Source organism: Corynebacterium sp. 13CS0277, from assembly GCF_002994655.1.
Lineage (GTDB): Bacteria > Actinomycetota > Actinomycetes > Mycobacteriales > Mycobacteriaceae > Corynebacterium.
On sequence record NZ_PPDL01000012.1, the window covers coordinates 81,665 to 98,768 of the forward strand.

General features: G+C 69.9%; 10 protein-coding genes and 1 pseudogene. 3 read left to right on the forward strand and 8 right to left on the reverse strand.

The features are described from left to right. Positions 1-226 precede the first annotated feature (226 nt). The 3 genes and pseudogenes from pelF to C1Y63_RS06700 form a co-directional block, all read right to left on the reverse strand. Positions 227-2,146, reverse strand: a pseudogene (gene pelF, locus C1Y63_RS13030) (GT4 family glycosyltransferase PelF); the annotation flags it as partial. Then, positions 2,140-3,684, reverse strand: a complete 1,545-nt coding sequence (locus tag C1Y63_RS06695; protein WP_146128888.1) for a hypothetical protein — start codon at positions 3,682-3,684, stop codon at positions 2,140-2,142. The gene C1Y63_RS06695 and the pseudogene pelF, both read right to left, overlap by 7 nt. A 991-nt stretch (positions 3,685-4,675) precedes the next feature. Then, positions 4,676-5,671 (reverse strand): sucrase ferredoxin, encoded by a 996-nt coding sequence (locus C1Y63_RS06700; protein ID WP_106015697.1) that lies wholly within the window; start codon positions 5,669-5,671, stop codon positions 4,676-4,678. Positions 5,672-5,904: 233 nt separating this feature from the next. Between C1Y63_RS06700 and C1Y63_RS13035 the strand changes: the two genes are divergently transcribed. Then, positions 5,905-6,636, forward strand: a complete 732-nt coding sequence (locus C1Y63_RS13035) for a hypothetical protein (RefSeq protein ID WP_233195618.1) — start codon at positions 5,905-5,907, stop codon at positions 6,634-6,636. A gap of 72 nt (positions 6,637-6,708) precedes the next feature. Here the strand turns inward: C1Y63_RS13035 and C1Y63_RS06710 are convergent, their stop codons facing one another. The 4 genes from C1Y63_RS06710 to C1Y63_RS06725 form a co-directional block, all read right to left on the reverse strand. Further along, complete coding sequence (locus C1Y63_RS06710; RefSeq protein ID WP_106015698.1) at positions 6,709-8,547, reverse strand: DNA polymerase Y family protein; 1,839 nt, start codon at positions 8,545-8,547, stop codon at positions 6,709-6,711. A 47-nt stretch (positions 8,548-8,594) separates the two neighbouring features. Continuing rightward, positions 8,595-9,575, reverse strand: a complete 981-nt coding sequence (locus tag C1Y63_RS06715) for a hypothetical protein (protein ID WP_106015699.1) — start codon at positions 9,573-9,575, stop codon at positions 8,595-8,597. A 380-nt stretch (positions 9,576-9,955) separates the two neighbouring features. Beyond that, positions 9,956-10,648 carry a response regulator transcription factor gene (locus tag C1Y63_RS06720; protein ID WP_106015710.1) on the reverse strand — a complete coding sequence of 231 codons (693 nt, stop codon included), beginning with the start codon at positions 10,646-10,648 and terminating at the stop codon, positions 9,956-9,958. Positions 10,649-10,743: 95 nt separating this feature from the next. Continuing rightward, positions 10,744-12,174 (reverse strand): ATP-binding protein, encoded by a 1,431-nt coding sequence (locus C1Y63_RS06725; protein ID WP_106015700.1) that lies wholly within the window; start codon positions 12,172-12,174, stop codon positions 10,744-10,746. A 126-nt stretch (positions 12,175-12,300) separates the two neighbouring features. On the opposite strand from C1Y63_RS06725, the gene C1Y63_RS13230 reads away from it, so the two are divergent. Continuing rightward, complete coding sequence (locus C1Y63_RS13230; RefSeq protein WP_199189073.1) at positions 12,301-14,286, forward strand: PspC domain-containing protein; 1,986 nt, start codon at positions 12,301-12,303, stop codon at positions 14,284-14,286. Positions 14,287-14,487: 201 nt separating this feature from the next. Here C1Y63_RS13230 and guaA read toward each other — a convergent pair whose 3' ends face one another. Then, on the reverse strand, positions 14,488-16,065 hold the full coding sequence (gene guaA / locus C1Y63_RS06735) for a glutamine-hydrolyzing GMP synthase (RefSeq protein WP_106015701.1): 1,578 nt from the start codon (positions 16,063-16,065) through the stop codon (positions 14,488-14,490). A gap of 143 nt (positions 16,066-16,208) precedes the next feature. Between guaA and C1Y63_RS06740 the strand changes: the two genes are divergently transcribed. After that, the gene (locus tag C1Y63_RS06740; RefSeq protein WP_158256108.1) at positions 16,209-17,015 is read left to right on the forward strand and encodes a type 1 glutamine amidotransferase; all 807 of its coding nucleotides are present in this window, start codon (positions 16,209-16,211) and stop codon (positions 17,013-17,015) included. Positions 17,016-17,104: the final 89 nt, after the last annotated feature.

Here is a 17,104-nt window from a genome sequence, read left to right on the forward strand (position 1 = left end):
CACCTGTCGGGGTGGTGGCAGCGCCCCCACCTGCCGGGGTGGTTGCAGCGCCCCCAGCGCCCGCGCCCTTCGCCGCGGCAGGCTGTGCGGTGGCCGCCGGGGTGGGGGCGGCGGGGGCTGCGCCGGTGATGTCGTCGGCGCCGCGGCCCAGGTCGGCGGTGCCTGCGGGCGTGGGCGCGCCGCCCGAGTGCTGGGTGCCGGCGCCCAAACGGCGGTAGATGGCGTCGTAGCGGCGCATCACCGTCGGCATGAGGAACGTCGACTTCAGCCGGGTCAGCGCGTTGCGGTGCCAGCGCACGTAGGTCTCCGGATCGTCCATGAGTGCCTGCAGGCCGTCCGCCAGGCCCGTGATGTCGCCCGGGGTGACGAGCACCCCGCAGCTGTCGACCGCGGTGCCGTCCTCGTCGTAGAGAGGATCGCGCACCACCTGGTCCATGCCGCCGACGTCGGTGCCGACGACCGGCAGGCCGCACGCCATCGACTCCAGCACCACCACCGGTTGCCCCTCGTTGAAGGACGCCAGCACCAGGCCGTCGTACTCGTGCAAGACTTCCCGCACTTTCACCGTGCCCCGCAGGAACACCGTGTCCTCCAGGTGGAGTTTCTTCACGTGCTCCACGCACTTCTCGTAGTAGTCGGGCACGTGATCCTTCGGCCCCAGCACATCGATGGTGAAGTTGGTGATGCCGCGGTTTTTCAGCTCCTGGGCGACGTTGATGAGCTCCAGGATGCCCTTGATGGGAACCACCCGGGCGATGCAGGCGAAACGCCAGGTCGTGTGGCGGCCGGCGGCGATCTCTTCGACGACGGACTCCCGGCGGGTGCGGCCGAAGGCGAAGTCCTCCCACACCATGCCGTTGGGCAGCACCTCCGACTTGGAGGGGTCCCCGCCCAGGGCCTTGGCTTCCTCAATGGCGGCCGGGTACAGGTAGGTGATGTGGTCGGCCGAGGGGTACAGGAACGCCCCCATGTCGGTCCACCACTTGATCCACAGCCGCTCAATGGTGGTGCGCGCCAGCTCCTCCGGGCTGCGCAGCGTCACCGGCAGGTCCATGCGGCGATCGATGAGGGTGTTGACGGTGTCGCGGACGTAGAGGTTGTGCTCCGTGAGGAGGAAGGACCCGCGGTTCTGCTGCGCGGCCGCCGCGGAGACGAAGCTGGCGTAGCCGGTGGTGTGGGCGTGGTACACACTCGCCGTGGGGTAGGTGCGGTGGCACAGGGAGTACGCCAAGGAGAACAGGTCGCGCACCGCCCAGAACAATTCGCCCACGGTGACGTCGTCGTCGAAGCTCGTCGCGGCTTCCTCCACGCCGACGGCGTCGGCGCCGATGCGGGAGTTCGCCTGCGCGTCCGCCGCGAAACTCAGCGTGGTGTCCATGAACTCGCGGGTCGCGAGCACCGGCCACACCGTCTTGTGGGCGCTCAAGGGGTTGGCGGCCTCGTGGTAGATCGTCCACAGGGGCTCCGGGTTGCCCTCACCGCAGGCCTTCAGCGCGGCGACGAGTTCGGCCGCGGTGACGTGCTCCACGCCGGCGGGCGGGTTGGTGACCGCCTCGATGAACTCGGCGCGGTTTTCCTCCAGGGAGAGGTACTGCACGTCCACCCAGCGCACGTTCGGCGGCATGTCGTACAAGTCCTCCGAGGGCGCGTCCGAATCCCAGGCGATGTGGATGATGCCGAAGCTCAACCCCGGGTTGTGAGTGACGATGTCGTGCACCACGGCGCTGACCCCGCCCTTGAGGAACGGGTAGGTGGACTCCATGACGATGGCGACATCCACGCTGACCAGGGGCGTGGTGTCCCCCGGCAGGCGGATGTACGCCGCCCCACCGGCAGGCGGCTGCGCCCCCTCCTCGGCGACGCGGGCCGCAGTGGCGCGTGCCTGCTTCGCCGCGGCCGCGGCACTGAGCTCCGCCGCCGCGACAGCAGGTGCGGGGGCGTCCGCGAGCGCCGCCTCCTGGGCGGTGTCGCCCGCGGCGACTGCGGCGGCGTCAGGTGCACCCTGCGGGGTGGTGTCGTCGGCCGCGGCGGGCGCGGTGCGGGTGGCCCCGGTGGTGAACATTCCTGTGGTCTCGCGGGTTTTCGTATCCACGGCCCGGGCGCGGCGGGCGCGCCAGGACTTCCCCATGACGGTGCGGATTACCATGCCACCGCCTCCTTCCAGAACATGTCGAACGCGGCGGCACGCACCCGCCGACGGATGAGCGACAGCGTCCACGTCGCCAGCACCCCATCGACGACGATGAGGACCAGGTACGCCGCCGCGAACGGCAGGAACACGCACGCAACCACCGTGGCGGCCACGTGGGCGGCGTAGATGAGGCGCGCCTGCCGGGCGCCGCCCAGCTGAGTGAGCTGGAATGCCGAGAGGCTCACCGCAAGGAACCCGACGGGGGCCAGCACCACGAACGCCAACGCGCCCGTGAGCCCCAGTCCGAGGCTGGGCCCCAGGCCCACGATGGCGATGGCGCACACCACCGCCAGGGCCACCGGCCCCAGCACCACGTACTCGATGCGGCGGCACATCGCCCCCAGGCGGGCGGGCAGGCCCGCGGCCGGGGTCGTGGCCACGAGGCGCTGCAGGCGCTGCTGGTAGGCGTTGAAGCTGTCGTAGAGGCGGCCGAAGTACAGCGACTGCGCCACCACCATGGGGATGAGCGCCACGTAGACGGTGTACACGTCGACGCCCACGCCGAAGATGGCGATGAGCAGGAACTTGTCGATCCACAGCACCGAGGACGACCATGCGCCGTCCCGCATCGCGCTGAGCACCAGGGCCCGGTCGACGGGCTCCGGGCGGGAGAGGTTGGATACCTGGCCGCGCAGGCGCAGCACGCACACGACCGCGCCGGCCAGTGGGGCCAGCCACCACAGCTGCGGGGCGGCGTAGAGGGCCGCGGCGTAGCCCGCCCAGGCGGCGACCTGGGTGCCGGCGAAGCGCAGCTCCTGGATCGCCACCAGCGCCTGCGCGAGCAGCACATTCGACCCCAGGCCCAGCGCGAAGAACAGGGCCGCTTCCGCGCCCCAGCCCTGCAGGAGGGTGGCGGCGGTGGTGAACACCGCCACCGGCACCAGCGCCCACACTGCGAGCACCGGCCAGGTGCGGAAGAACGCGGCGGCGAACACCTCGGGGTTGCTGCGGGAGACCTGCGCCAACGCCGGGTAGAAGGGGGCGGCGACGATGCCGCACGCCCACGGGACGGACACACTGACCGCCAGCACCACGAGCAGCGTCGGCGTGGCCTGCGGGCCGACCCCAATGGTGGTGACGGCGAACGTGCTGGCGATGAGCGGGAACACCGACATGAGCAGCACAGTCGGTGCCAGGTTCGCGGCGACCCGCGCCCAGGGGCGCGGCGAGCGCGTCGACTGCGTCTGATCGTGCTGGGGGCGCGGCGCGCGGGCCGTCACCCACAGCAGGGCGAAGACTGTGGCGGCGGCAGCCATGCCGCCGGTGGCCTGCGCCCACCCCGGGGACAGGCTTGCGGTGGTGGTCAGTCGCCACAGCCCACAGGCGACGAGTACTCCCAGCCACACGGCAGCCCAGCCGGTGGCGGGGTGGCGGTAGGTGGCCCGCAGGGAGGACGTCGCCGCAGTCGTGGCGGCGCCGTGATCGTCACTGCCGCCAGGCGAGTGACCGGAGATGGGGTGACCAGAAGTTGGTCTGGTTCGGTGAAGAGTCATGATGCGTGAAACCGTCGAAGTGAAAGAAAAAAGCACGGCAGGCTGCGTGAGCCCCCACGCGTGAACAAAGAACACGGGGGACCCCAAGCCACGGGAAGTCTCCCCGCGCACCCCCGGGTCAGGCACTGCGATATGCCGCACGGAGGGGAGCGGGGAGCCGGTGTGGTGCCACGGTGTCAGCCACACGGCCAGGAGCGACATGCTCCCCGGGGAAGGGATGTCCTCGGCGGGCGGTGATGCGAACACCGCGCGGAGAACACCCTTCGGCCGCGTCGTCACACAGTCAGTCACGCACCAGGAGAGGGACCCTCGGGGCTGCGAATCCACGAGGGGGAACCACGGCTGGTGGCGCAGATGTTGACACGACGACCACACAGTGAAGTCGAAGCAGAACTGTCAGAAAAACGTCGGCACACTGAACAATTCTCAGGCACCCACTTCTCGGGAACATTCCTGCAGGCTTCACACGTGCTGAGGCGGACCATATGGACCACACCGGCCCCCAAGAGGCTAGTACCTTAAGCAAAATTAAGCCATCCTTGTGAACAACAACACACACCATCGCTGCTGGTCAGGACGTCATAGGTCACATCATTGAGCGCGCGAAACGCCTGCATATAAGGCCAAGTTAAATATTTCCTTAAGCCTTGCTGCGTTCAGTCCATCACCCCCAAAAGGGTTCATCCACTCACCCCCACACGAGGCACCTGCGGGCGCGAAACGTTACAGAATCGAGACCTTCCCGCAACGCTTCCGAGATGCCCTCAGCCCCAAACAACAGCCCCACTCGCACCCCGCAGACACCCCACACACAGCCGCAAGCAACCCCCTCAGATCGCACCAGGCGCATGCTTTGCGAGGCGGTCAAGACAGCCATCACGGGAAGGACTCCAGACCCCACGCACGCCCCCAGCACACGCGCCCCGCACCACGACATCCGGCCCCACGATGAGCCGGGGCGGGGCCGGGCCGCCCGCGGCCGATATCGCCCCTACTCCGCCGCGCGGAGGAACACCGCCCGGTAGGTTGTCTGCGGCTTCGCGGCCGCACCACAGCTGGCCATCACAGGCGCAGAGGAATCCTGGGCCAGCAGCACCTCCCACACGCGGCCATCCGGGTGGATGACGGTGCGCGCGAGCAGCCGGGCCTCGTCATACCCCTCCGGGGAGGCGGCAACGAGGTCCGCCACGAGGCGGGCCTGCAGCTCCTCGTCAGCGCTGGACTCCTCCGTCACGTGCAACGCACCCATCGCCAGGTCCTCGCCCGCATCCAACAGCGCGGCCGCGACGGCCAGCTCCGCGACCTGGCCGGGCGCATCGAAACAACCGCGGCCGCGGTTGCCGTCGACCACCATCCGGCCGCGGGCCGCCTGCTGCAGCATCGCTTTCGCGGCGGCCGCATCCAGGCGGCCAAAGGAGTAGCCCCACGGCAACAGGATGACGCTCGGGGCAAAACGGTGCCCCTTGGTGTGGGAGGACTCCCACACCTCATCGCCCGGGAACGTCGCCTGCAGGCTCGCGGCCAACGGGCGGCCGCGCAGCGCACAGCACATGTCCCGCTTGCCGTGCGTACACACGAGCAACAGGGGGTGCTCCACCGGCTCCCCGCCGACGGATTCCGGGGTCGCCAAGTCAATCTCCAGCACGTCACTGGGGCCGGTGACCTCCAGGCGGCGCGCCCACGGGGCCGTCACCCCGTTGCCGGTGTGCACCACATACAGGGTGCGTTGCGGGCGATCCTGGCCGGCGCGGCCCGGCTTGCGCACGAGCTGCAGGCTCGCACCGTACTTCTTCAGGTGGCCCCGCATCGCGGCCGCGAGCTCCGGGCCGAACACGTCGTCGTCAAGCACGTCGTGGCCCCAGCCGTAGTGGTACTCGAGGACGACGTACACCGTGCCGGTTTTCGCCGTGCCGGGAAGATCCTCCAGCAGCTGCGTCGAACAGCGCGGGGAGGTCGGGGCGGCGGAGGACAAGCTCGGAGCAGACATGCGACCAGTCTAGCCAGCCCACGTGCGCGCCACCCGATGTTTGCGATGGTGCGCACTCGTGATGGCGTGATGCTTGACGTCCAGCTCCTGCGGCATGCCATTCACACGCCGACGCGACTGACCGTTCGATTGTGCGGCCCGCTTCGAACATTGCATAACAATGTGACAACCAATCAGCGGATCGCGTGATCACAGTGCCCCCACCAGTCACACATGCAACTAGGTTGGTAAGCATGACACGCGACGCAGACCCCACCAGCCGCAGCACCCGCACCACCTCCGCCACCACGGGGGCCACCGTCGGGGCCGCGAGCCGCGGCAGCGCCTGGAAAGCCGCCGGCACCGCCCTGGCGATCGGGGGTTTGCTCGCAGGGGTGGCGGCCTGCGCCGCAAGCAACGACACCGTCGCCACCACCTCCACCGCGCCGAAGGCCCTCGCACAGTCGGGGCCGCTGTCAGCCACCGCCTCTGAGGCCACGACACGCCCGTCGACGGACAGCGGGATTACCCCGCTGGGGGACGCCAACATCGACATGAAAACGCTGCGCCCCACCGCCCCCAATTATCTCGTCGTCACCGGCGTGCGGGTGGGCAGCCACCAAGGCTTCGATCGTGTCGTGTTCGACTTCTCCGGGCAGGGCACCCCCGGCTGGTTCATCGACTACACCGCCGCCCCCGCGCAGCAGGCCTCCGGGCTGCCGCTGCCGACCGAGGGCGACTCCTTCCTCGACGTCGGCATCGACGGCACCACCTACCCCTTCGAGGCCGGCATCGACGACCCCCGGCTCGACACCGTGACCGCCGACGGCCCCATCGTCCAGCAGGTCACCACCGGCGGCACCTTCGAAGGCCGCACCCAATTCATCATCGGCCTGAGCGGGCAACAGCGCCCCTACTCGGTGCAGGTGCTGAACAACCCCACCCGCCTCGTCATCGACATCACCCAGGACGCCAGCGCCAACTAGCCGGGCACACACCCCACCCGGGAGCGCACCCCACCCCGGCGGCACCGGCACGTGGGTCGCACGTCCTCACACTCAGTCGTACGTAGCCTCGACGTGCCAACCGCCGCGCCACCACACCAACAACCAGGCATGGCACTGACCGCGGGAGTCCTCCGCAGCCAGCTGCATGCGCGCGCACCTCTCCCCCACCGCCTCCCCCATCGCCACACTGTGGGCCGCAGCCCCCAGAGCCCCCGGCAGGGCGGGGGTGCCGATGGACCCCGCATCGGCGGCATGCTCCACGACGTAACTGCGTGGCGCGGCAGGGGTGGATGCCGCGTCTCCTGACGCTGCTGCCTGCATGTCTGCCACCGGCTGCCGCGCAGCTAAGCGGCTCCGATCCCACCACGCGTCCGCGACTGGCCACACCGCAGACCAGCCCGTCACAGTGAAGCTTTGCTGGCCCCACACCAGCCGGGCCGGACGATGGCTCAACACCACCTCGCGGGTCACGACAATGCCCGCACCATCGGCGGCGAGTAATCGCACCGGGGCACCCGGATGGGAAGGCCCACCGCCCCGCTTCGCGGGGTGCGGCCCGGGCAGCCGGCCCGGCCACTGGCGCGTGTCCTCCTCCGGGGCACGCAGCCCGTCGCCGAAGGGCACCAGCTCCAGCCGATCGACGGGGCTGTGGCCGCCCTGCACACTGGGCTGCAGCACAGCGCCCGCACCCAGCTGGGCCTGCAAGCGGACGGCAACCTCGCGGAGGTGTTCCTCCTTCGCGCGCCCCGCATCCCACAACACCCCATCGGGGGCGACCACGCACTCGATGGGATCGACTTCCACGGCGGTCACCAGGCCCCGGCCGCCGCCAGTCAGCCAGCCGCTGAGCTGCCAGCGGACGCGCTCGGCAATCATGCGCTCATCCACCGCCATGCGGGTGTGCCAGGTGCGGCGCAGCCACTGCACCTCCCCGGAGGAAGGATCACTGAACTCCACGGCGATGGCCAAGCGCTGGCACACCACGCCCCGCTGCGCGAGCGCGGCCGCCAACTTCCGGCCCACGCTGCGGGCGCAGAAGGCCGCCTCGTCGACACGGGAAAACGGCTCGGCGGGGATGACGCGCACCACCCGCTCCGGGACGGGCAACGCTGGGGCGACGGTGCGCTCATCGCGGGCGGTCGCGATCTCCACGAGGCGGCTGCCCGCGGCACCGAAGCGCGTCGTCACGGAGCGCGGCGGTAGATCCGCCAACTCCCCAAGCGTGGTCACCCCACTGTCGAGCAGCGTGCGCACGGTCTCCACGTCCGCGCCGAAGGACTCCTCGGCGACAAGCGCCGACAGGGGCACCGTGGCCAGGAACTCCCGGCTGCGCCCCGGGGGCACCACCACACTGCGCCGCGCCGCCAGAATCGCCGTCGGCACCTCGTCCGCCACCCCGATGCACGTATCCACCCCGGCCATGCTGGCCGCGGTGAGCAGCTGCTCCATGGCGGCGGTGGTGCCGCCATAGAACTTCACCACCGGATCCCACGCCATGACGACAAGCCCGGGGCGCACCACCTCCACGCCGGCTACCACCTCATCCAGGCCGGCAATGACGGGTTCGAAGATGCGGGCATCCCGGTGCTCATCGCAGGCGCACAGCACCAACTCCGGGCAGACGCTTTTCGCATGGCGTTCCCGCATGCCGCGCCGCACCCCGGCCTGGCGGGCCGCCTGGCTGAGCACCATCACCTCATGGTTGGCGATGATGGCGACGGGCGTGAACTCGTCGATAACCTGGACGAGTCCTCGCGGCGCGCCGACGGCGGCGACTGCCTCTGCGTCATCGATGACGAGCCGGGCCGCGTGCGCCGGCCAATCAGGAAACCACAGGCACACGACCGCCATCGTCTTTTCTCCTCCTTCTCCTGTGTGTCGTGTTGTCATCTCGTTGCCCTGGGTGCGCCGCGCCCGCGCCCAGGGCCTGCTCCGGGCTACCCCGCCGTGGCGGCCACGGGTGCGGGCACGCTGGCCAGCCCCGTGGGCTCGCGCGACTGCGTGCGCGCTACTGCTGTGGCCGGGGTGCCCGCGCCGAGGCGAAGCACCTCGCGGACGGCCGGCCGGTTCTTCGTCACGACCTGCACCTCCACGTCGAGGCCCCGGATACGACCGGCCCCCTGCCGCAGGCCCGCCACGCCCGCGGTGCGGGCCCGCAGTCGCAGCGCCGGGGAGGGCGCGTGCGCGCCACTCATCAGCACGGCGGCGGTACCGCCCCGCAGCCGGGCCAGCAGCGGGCGGACGCGGGTGGGGCTGATCTGCCAGTCCCGGGCACTGTGGAACACCACCAGGTCGACGCCCTCGGCGAGCACCCCAATCGCGTGGAGGGGGTCCGCCCCCGGGTCGGGGACGACCACCACCCGGGAGAGATCCCCCCGGTCGGCCACCTCGGCCAGCAGGAGATCCGGCCAGCCGACGATGGCGACGAACTGCCCCGCAGCCGTCGCGCCCGCCACAAGGTCGGCGATGATCCCGCAGCACGGATCCACCTCGCTGATCGCACGGCGCGGAAAACCGCCCCCGGGCAGCAGCTCCCCCAGGCGGCCCGCCACCGGCAGCACGGCCTCCGCGGCAGGCGGCGCGGGGAGTCGAACAGAATCCCCTCCAGGGGTGTTCGATAGGCCACTGTCCCCATTGCGGGAACCGCCGCCGTCTCGCACGATGTTCGAGCCAGCAGAAACGCCAGCTCCACCGACGGACGGGTCACTCGCAGCCCCACCATCGCCACCGGCGATGACGGTCAAGCCGCCGGGGCGAGACCCATCGCCGCCCCCACACAGCGCGTCAGCTGCAGAAACCGGAGCGTCCAGCCCGCCAGGCAGCGCGCTCGCACGCAACAGGTCGCCACCGGCGCTGCGCACCTGGGCTTGCAGGCGAGCAAGGGCAGCTTTTTTCTCCAACGCAATCACGTTCGACACCCTAGCCTCCAACCCGGGAACGCCCATCGAACGCGCTCGAACACACGTTCCTTAACTCACCTGCCGATACTAACCCCTTCCCCCACCCCGAGCAAGAGTGCAGCCCACACCCCCTTTTCGCCCCACACGCCACACCAGCCACACATCACTGCGTGCCGGGACTCCTGCACCGCCGACGGCACCACTGACGGCACCCCCATCCCCGCGCTCCCGCGGTCACCCCGGGGTTCCTCCCCCACCCGCGATCCTCCCGACCATCGCGCAAGCACCTCGACCGCAGGCGCCCTCACGTGCGTCACGCGCGTTCGCGCGTCTGTCGTGTGCGTCCTCCCGCGCGCAGCAGCCGCGGCTGCCACGCGCCCCCGCTCATCAAGGTGGCACTAATCCAGGTGGTGATCCGCCGCCCAGCGGCTCAAGGCATAGCGGTTCGACGTCTGCGTCTTCCGCAAAATGTTGGACGCGTGCGTCTCCACCGTCTTGATCGAAATAAACAACTCGGCAGCGATCTCCTTGTAGGTGTACCCCCGCGCCAACAGCCGCAGCACCTCCCGCTCCCGACGAGTCAACACGTCCGGCGACGCCCCACCCTCTGTCTCCGCGGCGGGAGTGTCGGCGGGGGCGGCCTGCGGCACGCTCGCATCCGGGCGGGAAAACGCATCAAGCACAAACCCCGCCAACCGCGGGGAGAACACCGCATCCCCCTCGGCGACGCGCCGCACCGCATCCACGAGCTCCTCACTCGCGATCGTCTTCGTCACATAACCACGCGCCCCGGCGCGAATGATGGCGATGACATCCTGGGCGGCATCGGACACGCTCAGCGCGAGGAAGCGCGTGCGGGCGGCGATCTCCGGGTCCGCGAGCGCCTGCGTGAGCACCTGCAGCCCACCCCCATCGGGCATGTGCACGTCGAGCAGCACCACCTCAGGGCGCGCCGCAGCAATACCGGCGACCGCCTCCGCGACGGTGCCCGCCTCAGCGACCACCTCAATCTGGTCGGCGAATTTCCCCAGCTCCGCACGCACCCCCGCACGGAACATGGAGTGGTCGTCAACAATCATCACACGGGTCATGCGTCCGATCATGCCACCGCCTGTCCACCCCGGGGCAGGCAACACACCCGCACAGAAGGTGCACCCGGGGCCCGGGCGGCGGCGTGTCCTGCGCTCTAGCCCACGGCCGGGGCGGAGTCGCCGGTGGCCTGCGGCAGCGGGCAGGACAGTGCGATCTCGGTGCCGCGCCCCGGGCTGGAGGTAATCCGCGTCGTGCCGCCCGCAGCCTCCACGCGGGCCCGAATAGAACTCGCCACCCCCTGCCGGTCCGCCGGCACCGCCTCCGGATCGAAACCGCGACCCCGGTCGCGGATGAAAATGTCCACCTGCCCGTCGAAGTTCTCCACATACAGGTCCGCCGAGTCCACACCCGCATGCTTGGCCACATTGACCAAGCTTTCCCGGGTCGCCCCCGTGAGTGCCTCCACGAGGGGTTGCGGGGGCACGTCATCCCCCACCGTCACCACCGTCACCCGGATGCCATAGAGGTCCTCCACGTCGCCGGCCGCATCCGCCAAGGACACGAACAAACTATCCGCCTGCGCGGGGGCATCAAACAGCCAGGCCCGCAGCTGCCGCTCCTGGCCGCGCGCCAACCGCGCCACCGCCGCCGGATCCTGCGCCCGCTGTTGAATCAACGCCAAGGTCTGCAGCACCGAATCGTGCAGGCGGGCGGCGATCTCCGCGCGCTGCTTCTCCTGGGCGCGCACCAGCCGCTCCTGCAGGAGGCTATCCCACAGCCGCAGCCACAACGGCAGGCCCAAACCAATGACGCCCATCAAGGTGATGACCACCGCCAGGATCGACGACACCAGCGCCTGCTGGTGCTCCCAGTTGACGACCACGATGATGATGCCAATGACGACGAGCATCGCGCCGCCCGACATGAACAGCGCCGAGGTTTTCTTATTGCCCGCCGCCAGGCCCCGGTCGTAGGACTGCCACGCCAGCATCGCACCCACCCCCACCACGAGGAAGGGGAAAAACATGCTGGCCACCAAACCCGACGCCGACGACAACGTCATCACGCTGAGCAGGCCCGCGAGGAACGCCACGAGCGCCCAGCCGCGGGAGCGGTGCGTCGCCCCCGCCGCCAGATCGCCGGGCGGTGCTGCCGCCCCTCTGCTGCTGCCGCCCACTGAGGGGAACGGGTACTCCGGGGCCTGGCCGGCCGCCGACGGGGTCGCCACCCACAGCAGCGCGTAGATCGCGACGCCGATGCCACCCAGCACTGACAGCAGCAGGAACGCCACCCGCACCAGCGCCACATTCAACCGGAACTGGGCGCTCAGCCCTGCGGCCACGCCAGCCACCGCCCGGCCGCCCCGGGGGCGCACGAAGCGCGGATAGGGGTGCACCGGCGCCCCTGGTGCCGACACGAGGGGATAGTCCCCGCCGGCCGGCAGGTAGTGGGCGTAGGCCTGGGCGTACACGCCCCCAGGGGCAGCGCCGGGCGCGCCGGAGTGCAGGTCCGCAGCCGGGCGGGCCGCAGGTGCCGCAGGCGCGGGGCGGGCGGGGGTGTCCTCCGCGGGGCGTGAAACAGTCATGGCCCCATCCTGCCCCGCACCGCCGGATGGAAGCCAGCCACAGCACCCCGAGATTCACCCTGATTTTTCAACAATCAGGGCAAACCCCGATGTGCACCCGCACCCCGGGCGCGCACACTAGGAACCATGAGCACCACTGACCCCTCCGGCACGCCCCGCCCGACTGATGCTGCGGGCGCGGAATCCCCGGCCCATCCCTCCCCAGAGCCGCACGCGGCGGACGCACAGCCTGCGGATGCTGACGCAACGACCACAGCGTCCACCACGGGCACAACCCCTGAGGCCGAGCTTTCCGACAGCGCGGCCGCAGACGCCACCGGGGGCACCATCCCGCCGGTGCCGACGACGGCGACCCTGCGGGCACTGCCCGCCAGCGTGCCCTCACTGACACACAAGTGGCGCACCCTGCCCCGCCGCATCCCCCGCAGCCCCCACACCGGCACCAAGATCGCCGGCGTGTGTGAAGGCATCGGTGTGCGCTACTACATCGACCCCACCCTCATCCGCATCCTCTTCGCCATCGTGGCGTTCTCCGGCACGGGCATCCTCGGCTACCTGCTGGCGTGGCTCATCATGCCGCGCTGGGGCACGAACCACAGCCCCTTCGAGATGCTCACCCGCACCCCGCAGACGGAGGCGGAAGCCACCGACAAGTCCACAGGCATCCTGCTCAGCATCATCACGGGCCTGTGGATGCTCTTCGGCGGCGCGTTCACCGTCGCCTCCGGCAGTGTGCTGATGTTCGGCTCCTTCGGTGGGCTGCTGCTCCTGCTGTGCGCCTGGTGGATTCTCTACCTGCTGCACCCGGCGGTGCCGGTCACGATGCAGGCCCTGTTCCCGCCCACACTGTGGGACGCGCAGCACGCCACCGGCACCGGTGCCGGCACGGCGACCGCTGCGACCGCTGCGAACGCCGGTGACCGCACGGCCGGCGCTGCCGGCATGGCCGCTGGTGCTGACGCTGCGGCGGGTGCTGACGCTACGGTGGCGGGTGCTGCGGCTGGTACTACCGCCCAGCCCACGATGGAGGAGACCGCCGAATACAGCTTCCCGCAGCTGACCGCCCCGCAGGAGGCAAACGGAGAATGGTTCGCCGAGGTCGAGCCCCGCAACGGGGCCGCCCTCATCCTCAAAGTGTTCGGCTGGTTCAGCTTCCTCGTCGCCCTCGGGGTGGCAGTCATCGCCACCCTCATCGTCGCCGGCGGACTCCGCGACGTCTCCGGGCACGATCTCGCCAGCTGGTCCGTGGCACTCGTCGTCGGCATTGGAGTGACGCTGGCCGGCGGGGCTATCACCTGGGTGTGCTACGCGCGCTTCAAGCAGGCGCTCATCACTGCCCTCACTGTCGCCCTGCTGGCGGTCGGCAGCATCGCCGCCGCCCTCTGGTTGGAACAGCACCCGGACCCCAGCGTCGCCAACCGGGTGAGCAGCTACGCCGCCCCGCAGACCGGTGACGGCAGCCTGCGCTGGGATCCGATGATCACCACCGGCAACCACACCATCGACCTCGACAGCCTCAACGGGGCGCGCCTGGGACAGGGCATCACCTTCGATGCCGGCACCCTGGAGGTCAACATGGCGGACCTGGAGCCCCTCGACCACGCGACCACCCTGCCGATCACGATGCGCAGCGGCCTGCTGACGATCGTCGTCCCGGCGGACGTGCCCACCATCATCACCTGCGCCCCGCAGCCCACTGGCACCGCTGATGCGGAGCAGGGCGACGCCGCGAACGGCGAGGACGCCGCAGCTGCCGGGACGGGTACCGACACCACCGCCGGCGCCACCGGCACCGCACGTCGAGTGCAGTGCGAGGACCGCTTCTTCAACGCCGAAGCTAGCGGCGCGCCGCTGACCGTGCGGATCGATTTCACTGCCGGCCAGTTGGAGTTCGACACCATGGTCGCCACCGACTCCACCCGGGAGGAATTCACCCGCCTGCAGCCGCTGCCGCAGGACCTCGCACCCGCTGACGCGAAAGAGACCGTCACGGTGACCGTCACCGTGGACGCTCACGGCCGCCCGATCAGCGCCACCACCTCCACCACCACCCCGCCGAACAGCTCCACGGCAGCCACCGCAGAGCCCACCGCCACGGGCAGCCGCACCTAGCACGGCGGCCACGCGGCGCGCGGCCACCCCGCCCGAAGCGTGAAGAGCCAAAAAACCACGTGCGCCCCGTACACACTCAGTCTCGGTGTGTGCGGGGCGCACGTGGTCGTATCCCCCACGCACCCGCCACGGAGATTTGTCATCCTGGCGGGGCTGCGTGGGGCGGGGAGGACATCCACGGGGCTTACGCCCCGAGGAGGGTTACTCCCACTCGATGGTTCCCGGCGGCTTCGAGGTGCAGTCCAGCACCACGCGGTTCACATCCGGCACCTCGTTGGTAATGCGGGTGGAGATCTTCTCCAGCACGTCGTAAGGAATCCGCGTCCAGTCCGCAGTCATCGCGTCCTCACTGGACACCGGGCGCAGCACAATCGGGTGGCCGTAGGTACGGCCATCACCCTGCACGCCCACGGACCGCACGTCCGCCAACAGCACGACGGGGCACTGCCAGATCTCCTCGTCGAGACCAGCGGCGGTGAGCTCCGTGCGGGCAATCAGATCCGCAGCACGCAGGGTCTCCAGGCGCTCCTCAGTGACCTCACCGATGATGCGGATACCCAGGCCCGGGCCCGGGAACGGCTGGCGGTTGACGATCTCCTCCGGCAGGCCCAGCTCCCGGCCCACGGCACGCACCTCGTCCTTGAACAGCAGGCGCAGCGGCTCCACGAGCTCGAACTCGACGTCGTCGGGCAGGCCGCCGACATTGTGGTGGGACTTAATGTTGGCGGTACCGCTACCGCCGCCGGACTCCACTACATCCGGGTACAGGGTGCCCTGGACGAGGAAGTCCACGCTCGCGCCTTCCGGGGCGTCCTCCAGCACGCCGGCGACGGCGCGCTCGAAGGAACGAATGAACTCCGCACCGATCGCCTTGCGCTTCGCCTCCGGCTCAGTCACGCCGGCCAGCTTCGCGAGGAACGCCTCCCGCTCGTCCACGGTGACGAGCTTCGCGCCGGTCGCCGCCACGAAGTCGTTCTGCACCTGCTCCCGCTCCCCGGCACGCAGCAGACCATGGTCCACGAACACACAGGTCAAACGGTCGCCGATGGCGCGCTGCACGAGAGCGGCCGCCACCGCGGAATCCACGCCACCCGACAGGCCACAGATCGCGCGCCCCTCGGGGCCGACCTGCTCCCGCACCGCGGCGATGAGCTCCTCGGCAATGTTCGCCGGGGTCCAATTCTGCTCCAGGCCGGCGATCTCCGTAAGGAAACGGACCAGCACCTCCTGGCCGTGCGGCGAGTGCAGCACCTCCGGGTGGTACTGCACGCCCGCCATACGCTTGTCCTGGCACTCGAACGCCGCCACCGGGGCGCCCTCCGAATGAGCGGTCACAATAAAGCCCTCGGGGGCGCGGTGCACCGCATCACCGTGGGACATCCACACCGTGTGCGTGTCCTCCAGGTCGCGGTGCAGCACACCACCATCAACATGCATGTCGGTGCGGCCGTACTCGCGGTTACCCGTGTTCGCGACCTCACCGCCGAGAGCGTGCGTCATCGCCTGGAAGCCGTAGCAAATACCGAAGACCGGCACGCCAAGCTCCAGGACCGCCGGGTCCAGCTTCGGGGCCCCATCCGCGTACACGGACGACGGGCCGCCCGACAGCACCAGGGCCGCCGGGTTCTTCGCCCGAATCTCCTCCACCGTCATGGTGTGGGGGATGACCTCGGAATACATTTTTGCCTCGCGGACGCGGCGGGCAATCAGCTGCGCGTACTGGGCGCCGAAGTCGACGACCAGAACGGGCTGGTGGTTAGCGCTAGCGTTATCAGTCACGCCCCCACCCTACCGCACAGGGCAAGCCATACTCACACGCCCCAAAACCACCCCCGGAGCAGGGGTAGCACCACCGCACGCCATCACTTCACACCACCCCACCGCAGGGCGAGTGCGGTGCGGTCGGCCGTAGGATGGCGGGCATGCGCGAGCTTGTCTTCATCCAACACGAAGCAGATATCCCGCCCGGTACTCTCGCCGATGAGGCCCACGCCGCCGGTGCCACCACCCGGGTCATCGCCGCCTGGGAGGCGGGTGGTATCGCCGCACTAGAGGACCTGGGCCGCACCATCACCGCCCCCGGTGCCGGGGAGCGGCTCGCGGTCGTCGTCCTCGGCGGGAGGGAGAACGCCTACTCGGAGGAACGCTGGCCCTGGATCCCCGCAACGAAAGACATCATCCGTGCCTGCGCCACCCACGACGTGCCCCTTGTGGGCGTGTGCCTCGGGATGCAGCTCATCGCCGCCACCCTCGGGGGCGCGGTCGCCTGCCCGGCCAGCGCGGGGCCCGAATACGGGGTGCGGATGCTGCGCGGCAGCCTCGAGGTCGACACCGCACATACCGACGAGAACACCCAGGACACCCAGGACACTTCCGACTCTGCCACTGGTACTGACACGCTCGTCGTCTTCGAGGATCACGGTGACGCGGTGAGCGTCATCCCACCCGGGTTCACCGTGACCGCCGTCAGCGGGCCCGCCCCCGACGGCGCGTGGACACCAAGCGGGGTACCTGGCACCACCCCTGACTACCCGCAGGTACTGCGCCGCGGGCGGATCACGGGCGTACAATTCCACCCTGAGGTCACACCCCGCATCGTCCACGACTTCCTCGCCGACAACGACGACGTTGACCGCGAGCACATCATGGCGGACTACCTCGCGCACTCAGACCGCATCCGCGCGGTCGCGCGGAAGCTTGTGGGCCAGCTTCTCGCCCCCGTCGTGTAATTGCTAAGAATACCCCATTAGCGTGGTGTGTAGCTCCGGTAAGCGCACTGCCCACCCAACGGGCACAAGCTCACCGAAGCTAGAAGTCG

Excerpts from the sequence above, each read along its gene's own strand:
- C1Y63_RS13035 (WP_233195618.1), top strand. The coding sequence starts at position 5,905 with ATGACACGCGACGCAGACCCCACCAGCCGCAGCACCCGCACCACCTCC.
- C1Y63_RS13230 (WP_199189073.1), top strand. The coding sequence starts at position 12,301 with ATGAGCACCACTGACCCCTCCGGCACGCCCCGCCCGACTGATGCTGCG.
- C1Y63_RS06710 (WP_106015698.1), bottom strand. The coding sequence starts at position 8,547 with ATGACAACACGACACACAGGAGAAGGAGGAGAAAAGACGATGGCGGTC.
- C1Y63_RS06720 (WP_106015710.1), bottom strand. The coding sequence starts at position 10,648 with ATGACCCGTGTGATGATTGTTGACGACCACTCCATGTTCCGTGCGGGG.
- C1Y63_RS06695 (WP_146128888.1), bottom strand. The coding sequence starts at position 3,684 with ATGACTCTTCACCGAACCAGACCAACTTCTGGTCACCCCATCTCCGGT.
- C1Y63_RS06740 (WP_158256108.1), top strand. The coding sequence starts at position 16,209 with ATGCGCGAGCTTGTCTTCATCCAACACGAAGCAGATATCCCGCCCGGT.
- C1Y63_RS06725 (WP_106015700.1), bottom strand. The coding sequence starts at position 12,174 with ATGACTGTTTCACGCCCCGCGGAGGACACCCCCGCCCGCCCCGCGCCT.
- C1Y63_RS06700 (WP_106015697.1), bottom strand. The coding sequence starts at position 5,671 with ATGTCTGCTCCGAGCTTGTCCTCCGCCGCCCCGACCTCCCCGCGCTGT.